Here is a 6,979-nt window from a genome sequence, read left to right as displayed (position 1 = left end):
GTATAAGAGACAGCGGTTACAGGGCCACGCCGAGGATCGCGTCCAGCGCCCGCGAGGCCACGCCCGGGGCGGACATGTCCTCGCCGCCGTCGGCGAGTTGCCGCGCCGCCCAGGCGTCCATCGCGGCCAGCGCGCCCGGGGCGTCCAGGTCGTCGGCCATCCGTTCGCGGATCGCGGCGAGCAGTTCGGTGGTGTCCGGCCCGTCGGGACGGCCGACCGCCGCGCGCCACGTGGCCAGCCGTGCCTCGGCCTCGGCGAGGACCGTGTCGGTCCACTCCCAGTCGCTGCGGTAGTGATGGGCCAGCAGGGCCAGGCGGATCGCCATCGGGTCCACGCCCTCGCGGCGCAGCTTGGAGACGAACACCAGGTTGCCGCGCGACTTGGACATCTTCTCGCCGTCCAGCGCGACCATGCCCGCGTGCACGTACGCCTTCGCGTACGGCACCTCGCCGGTGACCACGTGCGCGTGCGAGGCGCCCATCTCGTGATGCGGGAAGACCAGGTCGCTGCCGCCGCCCTGGACGTCGAAGCCCATGCCCAGGTACTTCAGCGCGATCGCCACACACTCGATGTGCCAACCGGGGCGCCCCGCGCCGAACGACGCGTCCCAGGACGGCTCGCCCGGCCGCGCCGCACGCCAGAGCAGCGGGTCGAGCGGGTCCTTCTTGCCGATCCGCTCGGGGTCGCCGCCGCGCTCTCCGAAGATCTCCAGCATCCGGGCGGCGGTGTATCCGGACACGCCGCCGAAGCGCTCGTCCGACACGATCGAGAAGTAGATGTCGCCGTCGACCGAGTAGGCCGCCTCCTTGGCGAGCAGGTCCTCGATCAGCGGCACGATCAGCGGGATCGCCTCGACCACGCCGATGTAGTTCGCCGGCGGGAGCACCCGCAGCGACGCCATGTCCTCGCGGAACAGCGCGGTCTCGCGCTCCGCCAACTCGACCCAGTCGACGCCGTCGCGCACGGCCCGCTCCAGGAGGGGGTCGTCCACGTCGGTGACGTTCTGCACGTAGTCCACGGTGTGGCCGGCGTCCCGCCAGACCCGCTGGAGCAGGTCGAAGGCGACATACGTGGCCGCGTGGCCCATGTGGGTCGCGTCGTACGGCGTGATGCCGCACACGTACAACCGCGCGACCGGTCCCGGGGTGACCGCCACCAGCTCGTGCACGGAACTGTCGTGCACGCGCAGGGACGCACCCTGACCAGGGAGAACGGGGAGCTCGGGTGCAGGCCAGGCATACATACGTATGAGCCTAACGTCCGCGGGGGGTGAAGATCTTCCAGGGTTGGCAGACGAATTTCCGCGTCTTTACCCGCGCCCGGGGCGCGCCGGCCGGCACCGTCGGTCCGGAAGGCCCGGTCGACTCGTGCATTTCATGTCGAGTCAGATCGGCGGCCACGGAATCACGTGCCGGCGGCCGTCCGGCTTCGGCAGCCGGCCCTCGGCGAGCAGAACTCTCACCCGTTCGCGGGTGGCCTCGACCTCGTCCGGCGTAATCAGCTCGCCCAGCCGCACGCCCAGCGCGCCGTGCAACTCCTCGGCCAGCGAGGTCAGCGCGGCGCGCGCGGAGGCCGGCAGCGGCTCGCCCGCCCAACCCCACAGGAGGGTGCGGAGTTTGTCCTCGACGTGGAAGCAGATGCCGTGATCGATCCCGTACACGTGGCCGGCCGGGCCGGGCAGGAGGTGGCCGCCCTTGCGGTCGGCGTTGTTGATCACCGCGTCGAACACGGCGATGCGCCGGAGCGCGTCACCGGCGGCGTGCACGAGCAGCGCGGGCTGCTCCTTGCCCTGGTCGTCGGGGACGACCACGTGCGCGATCGGCTTCCACGCCGGTCCGGGGTCGACCGCCGGCAGGATCGCGACCGGCTCGGGCTCGTCGTCGGCCCGCTTGTGGTCGATCCACAACTGGCACATGCCCGCGCCGTACGGGCCCTCGCGGAACACCGTGGTCGGCACGATGTCCCAGCCCAGCGCCTGGGACACCTCGTACGCCGCCACCTCGCGCCCCGCGAGCGTGCCGTCGGGGAAGTCCCACAGCGGACGCTCGCCCGCGACCGGCTTCCACACGCACGGCAGCGACACGCCGTCGAGCGTCGCGACGCAGTACAGCGTGGCGTTGGAGGCGTCCTCCAGGCGCGCCCGCACCGTCAGCTCACCCCGGCGCAACAGCTCCGGGACGGCGGCGGCGTCCAGGACCGTGTCGGTCAACGCCGGTACCCGTTGGCGCGCGGGCAGATGTGGCCCTCGGCGTCCATCGGCAGCCCGCAGAACGGACACGCCGGCCGCCCGGCCGCGACCACGAGCAGCGCGCGCTTCGCGAACGCCCGGGCCTGACCGCCGGTGAGCCGCACCCGGAGCAGCGGCGGGCCGTCCTCGTCGTCGTCATCGCCGAGCAGGGTGTCCTCGGGGGAGTCGTCGTCGGGGACCTGGGCCTGCGCCTCGACCACGAGGCGTTCGTCGTCGGCGTCCCACGCGAGGGCCATCGTGCCGACCCGGAACTCCTCCAGGATCGGCGGCAACAGCGGTCCGGAGTCCTCCAGTTCGGCCGGCGTCACGGCCGGTACGGCGGTCTCGCCCCCGGTGCGGCGCACCAACTCGTCGAGGAGTTCGTCGACACGTTCGGCCAGGACGGACACCTGGGTCTTCTCCAGCGCGACGCTCGTCACGCGGCCGGCGGCGGAGGCCTGGAGGAAGAAGGTTCGCTGGCCGGGTTCACCCACGGTGCCGGCGACGAAACGGTCCGGGGGGTCGTACAGGAAGACCTGGCGGGGCACGATCTGCTCCGTGTTTCTGTCGAGAGCTGGACGGGGTGGTCGATCGGGTCGGTCGGCCAGGGCGTGCGGGGGGAGCGCGCCCTCCGAAGAACCCTACGGCGCGCCGGCTCCGCCGCCCACCACCGCGTCGCCGGACGCCGGCCCGTGCCGTCCGTCGGGCGGCGGCAGCAGGCCGGCCACCGAGCCGCCGGTGTCGTTGAGGCGGCCGACGGACGGCCGGTGGGTACCGTACGTGATCACCGTGAGCGAGCACGGATCCACCTGGATCCGCTGGAACAGGTCCAGGTGCATCCCGAGCGCGTCCGCGACCAGCGCCTTGATCACGTCGCCGTGCGAGCAGACCAGGTACATCGCGTCGGGTCCGTGCTCGGCGGCGATGCGCTCGTTCCAGTCGCGGACCGCGTCCACCGCGCGGGCCTGGGTGGTCCGCAGCGCCTCGCCGCCCGGGCCGGGGAAGGTGACCGCGCTCGGGTGTGTCTGCACGGTCTGCCACAGCGGGTCCTCGGCGAGCTTCTTCAGCTCCTGCCCGGTCCAGTCGCCGTAGCGGCACTCGCCGACCCGCTCGTCGACCTGCGCGCCCGCGTCGAGCGCGAACTTGGTCCCGAGCCGGGCCGTCAGCACCGCCTCCGAGGTCTGCCGGCAACGCTCCAGCGGGCTGGTCACCACCGCCGCGAGCGGCACCTCGGCGATCCGCGCCGCCAGCGCGGCGGCCTGTTCCTCGCCCCGAGCGTCCAGGAACACCCCCGGCGTCCAACCGGCGAGGACTCCGGAGGAGTTGGCCGTGGTCCGTCCGTGCCGAACAAAGAGCACCGTCGTCATGGGGTCAAGCCTATGTCGGCGTGGTGCGGGCGCCGTGCGCGAGGCGCGCGTGAGGGGTGGGTGGAGCGTGGGCGGGGTGTGAGTGGGGCGCGGCCGGGGTGTGGGTGGGGCGTGCGTGGGGGAGGTGCGGTGGTGGGTCGGGCCGGGTCGGTCGGGCGCGTGAGCCGGCAAACTGGCCGGGTGATCGTCGACTGCGCCATCTACACGAACGGCCGCCGGACCGAGGGACCCTCCGACTTCTCCGACGCGCTGGACGAGGCTCGGCGGGTCGGTGACTCGTTCCTGTGGATCGGGCTGCACGAGCCGACGCCGAGCGAGTTCGACCTGGTCACGAGCGAGTTCGGGCTGCACCCGCTGGCGGTCGAGGACGCGTTGCACGCGCACCAGCGGCCCAAGCTGGAGACCTACGACGACTCGATCTTCCTGGTCCTGAAGACGCTGCACTACTACGACGAGACGTCGTCCGTGGAGACCGGCGAGCTGATGATGTTCATCGGCGACTCGTTCGTGGTGACCGTCCGGCACGGTCCCGGCGCGGAGCTGAAGTCGGTGCGCCGCCGGGTGGAGAAGCAGCCCAAGCTGCTCAAGCACGGCCCCGGCGCGGTGATGTACGCGGTCGCCGACGCGGTCGTGGACGCCTATCTCGCCATCGCCGGCGAGCTGGAGACCGACCTGGAGGAGCTGGAGGCGCGGGTCTTCTCGCCGAGCCGGGAGAACGACGCCGAGCGGATCTACCTGCTCAAGCGCGAGGTCCTGGAGTGCCGCCGCGCCGCGCTGCCGCTGATCGAGCCGATACGGCGGCTGGCAACGTCCGAGATCGCCTTCGTCCCGGCCGACACCCGGCCGTTCTTCCGGGACGTGGCCGACCACGTGACCAGGGTCACCGAACAGATCGAGTCGTTCGACCGGTTGTTGTCGGACGTCCTGGGCGCGCACCTCGCGCAGGTGGGCGTGCGGCAGAACGAGGACATGCGCAAGATCTCCGCGTGGGCGGCGATCTTCGCGGTGCCGACGATGATCGCGGGCGTGTACGGGATGAACTTCGAGCACATGCCGGAGCTGAAGTCGGTGTGGGGGTATCCGGGGGCGGTGGCGCTGATGGTGCTGTCGTGCGTGGGGTTGCATCGCATGTTCCGGCGGAGCGGGTGGTTGTAGTCGTGGGGGCTGTGCCGGCTCCGTGTTCGGCCGCCGCCGTGCCGGTTTCGGTGGCCGGCGCGTCCGGGGCTGCGGTCCCGCGGGCGTGTCCTTTGTCGGCTGTGGTCGTTGAACTCGGTACCGGCCGTGGCGGGGATGCACTGGACTCCCCCGCCGCGGCCTGATTTCGTTCCGTGAGCGATCAAGCGGTGGACGCCGGCACCGCCCACGCCGGACTCTCGTAGGCTTCTGCTTGTACAGACGCGGCGGAAGCAGGTGGGGATGTTCGGCAAGTCGGGCAGGCAGCGCACATCGGGGACGCGCCCGGCCCAGGTTCCGGGGGCCGGAGCCGCCGGGGCCGACTGGTCCGCGCACACCCAGCTGGAGGACGCGGTGCGGTCCTACCTGCTGCACCCGGACGTGGCGATGGAGGCCCTGGGCTCGGTGCTGGGGCGCCGTCCGGTGCGCGGCTTCACGCTCGAACGGGTCGTGGACATCAACGCGAACGGCACCTCGGTCTGGCAGGAGGCGGCGGTCTGCGACGACCGGCGCCTGGTGTTGTGGCACAGCGAGGACATGACCGACCCGTCCGCGCCCGGCGGCACGGTGCTGGATTCCTCCGTGCAGGTGATTCCGCTCGGCTCGGTGTCGCACGTCGGGATACGCACCCTGGTGGGCACCGACAACGACGGACGGCGGCAACTGCGCGGCGCGTTCGTGTTCCTGGCCACGCCGACGCTGCAGGAGGTGGCGACGGTGCGCGGGGAGGACGGCGCGTCGACAGGGCGCTTCCGGCAGGAGGCGTACCGGTTCAGCAAGTCGTTGGAGGACGGCGGGCCGGGGCAGATTCGCCGGCTGTTGGAGTTCGCCGAGGTGATCGCGGCGCGGGTGCCGGGGCCGCGCTGAGGGTGTCGGTGCGGGTGGGTGCTTCCGGTGCCTCCGGCGTTTCGGGTGCTCCCGGTGTTTCGGGCGCGGCGTGATCGGACGTGCGGCGGGCCCGAGGTGTGTCGGGCCCGCCGTCGGGCGGGAGCCGGTGGCTCGGGTCAGGAGCCGGTGCCGGAGAGGTCCAGCGCCTCGGCGGCCAGGCGCAGCGCCGCCACCCGTTCGTCGAGGGTGCTGCCGTTGGGCGCGATGGTCAGGGTGGTCACGCCGGTCTCGGCGTAGGCCTGCATACGCTCCGCGATCCGCTCCCGGCCGCCGAGCAGGCTGGTCTTGTCGATGAAGTCGTACGGGACGGCCGCGCCCGCGCCGGCGTAGTCCTTCGCCAGGAACCTGTCCTGGATCTCCTTGGCCTCGGCCTCGTAGCCCATGCGGACCGCGAGCCGGTTGTAGAAGTTCTGGTCCCGGCTGCCCATCCCGCCGACGTACAACGCGGCGTAGCCGCGCACCTGGTCGGCCGCCTGCCGAGGGTCGTCGCCGACCACGAGCGGGACGGTCGGCACGACGTCGAAGTCGGTCATCGCCAGGCCGGCCTTCTCGCGGCCGGCGCGGATGTGTACGAGCGATTCCTCGGCGTGCTCCGGGGCGTGGAAGACGCCCAGCCAGCCGTCGGCGATCTCGCCGGTCAGCTCCAGGTTCTTCGGGCCCACGGCGGCGATGTAGAGCGGGATGTGCTCGCGAACGGGGTGCACGGTGAGCTTGAGCGGCTTGCCCGGGCCGCCGGGCAGCGGCAGCGTCCAGTTGGCGCCCTCGTGGGTGACCCGCTCGCGGCGCATCGCCTTGCGGATCACCTCGACGTACTCGCGGGTGCGGGCGAGCGGCTTGTCGAACTTGACCCCGTACCAGCCCTCGGACACCTGCGGCCCGGACACGCCCAGGCCGAGCCGGAACCGGCCGCCGGAGAGCACGTCGAGCGTCGCGGCGGTCATCGCGGTCATGGTCGGCGTCCGGGCCGGGATCTGGAAGATCGCCGAGCCGACGTCGATCCGGGTGGTCTGCGCCGCGACCCAGGACAGCACGGTGGCCGCGTCCGAGCCGTAGGCCTCCGCGGCCCAGCAGACCGCGTAGCCGAGCCGGTCGGCCTCCTGGGCGACCGCCAGATTGTCGGCGTCGTTGCCGGCGCCGAAGTAGCCGAGGTTGATTCCGAGTCGCATCTCCGCGGACCCCCTGTTCGACGTCTGTCCGACGTCCGTCTCACGCCGGGACGGCGTTCGTCCGGCGTTCGTCCGACTGGTTGGCGCTGCCTGTCGCCTCGGCCGACCCTACCGCGTGACCTACCCGTCGGTAACCTGTCTCGCCGGCATACCGCCGA

General features: G+C 72.2%; 7 protein-coding genes. 2 read left to right on the top strand and 5 right to left on the bottom strand.

Annotated elements, in window-relative coordinates:
* Nucleotides 1–16: 16 nt before the first annotated feature.
* From mshC to ACFRCG_RS14760, 4 genes are all read right to left on the bottom strand, one after another.
* Nucleotides 17–1,243, bottom strand: coding sequence for a cysteine--1-D-myo-inosityl 2-amino-2-deoxy-alpha-D-glucopyranoside ligase (gene mshC / locus ACFRCG_RS14775; protein WP_380031532.1), 1,227 nt, complete (start codon nt 1,241–1,243; stop codon nt 17–19).
* A 141-nt stretch (nt 1,244–1,384) separates the two neighbouring features.
* Nucleotides 1,385–2,209, bottom strand: coding sequence for an SCO1664 family protein (locus ACFRCG_RS14770; protein WP_380031530.1), 825 nt, complete (start codon nt 2,207–2,209; stop codon nt 1,385–1,387).
* The gene (locus tag ACFRCG_RS14765; RefSeq protein ID WP_078978035.1) at nt 2,206–2,775 is read right to left on the bottom strand and encodes a DUF3090 domain-containing protein; all 570 of its coding nucleotides are present in this window, start codon (nt 2,773–2,775) and stop codon (nt 2,206–2,208) included. Before ACFRCG_RS14765 ends, ACFRCG_RS14770 begins: the two co-directional genes overlap by 4 nt.
* 93 nt (nt 2,776–2,868) lie before the next feature.
* Nucleotides 2,869–3,594 (bottom strand): MSMEG_4193 family putative phosphomutase, encoded by a 726-nt coding sequence (locus tag ACFRCG_RS14760; RefSeq protein ID WP_380031528.1) that lies wholly within the window; start codon nt 3,592–3,594, stop codon nt 2,869–2,871.
* Between the two features lie 180 nt (nt 3,595–3,774).
* On the opposite strand from ACFRCG_RS14760, the gene corA reads away from it, so the two are divergent.
* Both corA and ACFRCG_RS14750 read left to right on the top strand, forming a co-directional pair.
* Nucleotides 3,775–4,749 (top strand): magnesium/cobalt transporter CorA, encoded by a 975-nt coding sequence (gene corA, locus ACFRCG_RS14755; protein ID WP_380031542.1) that lies wholly within the window; start codon nt 3,775–3,777, stop codon nt 4,747–4,749.
* A gap of 261 nt (nt 4,750–5,010) precedes the next feature.
* Nucleotides 5,011–5,634 (top strand): hypothetical protein, encoded by a 624-nt coding sequence (locus ACFRCG_RS14750; protein ID WP_379998438.1) that lies wholly within the window; start codon nt 5,011–5,013, stop codon nt 5,632–5,634.
* A gap of 137 nt (nt 5,635–5,771) precedes the next feature.
* On the opposite strand, the gene ACFRCG_RS14745 is transcribed toward ACFRCG_RS14750, so the two are convergent.
* Nucleotides 5,772–6,821: an LLM class F420-dependent oxidoreductase gene (locus tag ACFRCG_RS14745; protein ID WP_380031525.1), complete on the bottom strand. Its 1,050-nt coding sequence runs from the start codon at nt 6,819–6,821 to the stop codon at nt 5,772–5,774.
* Between the last annotated feature and the right edge of the window lie 158 nt (nt 6,822–6,979).

Source organism: Embleya sp. NPDC056575 (genome assembly GCF_042793325.1).
Taxonomy (GTDB): domain Bacteria; phylum Actinomycetota; class Actinomycetes; order Streptomycetales; family Streptomycetaceae; genus Embleya.
The sequence above is the reverse complement of the archived record's forward strand: the minus strand, read 5'-3'. Positions and strand labels throughout refer to the sequence as shown.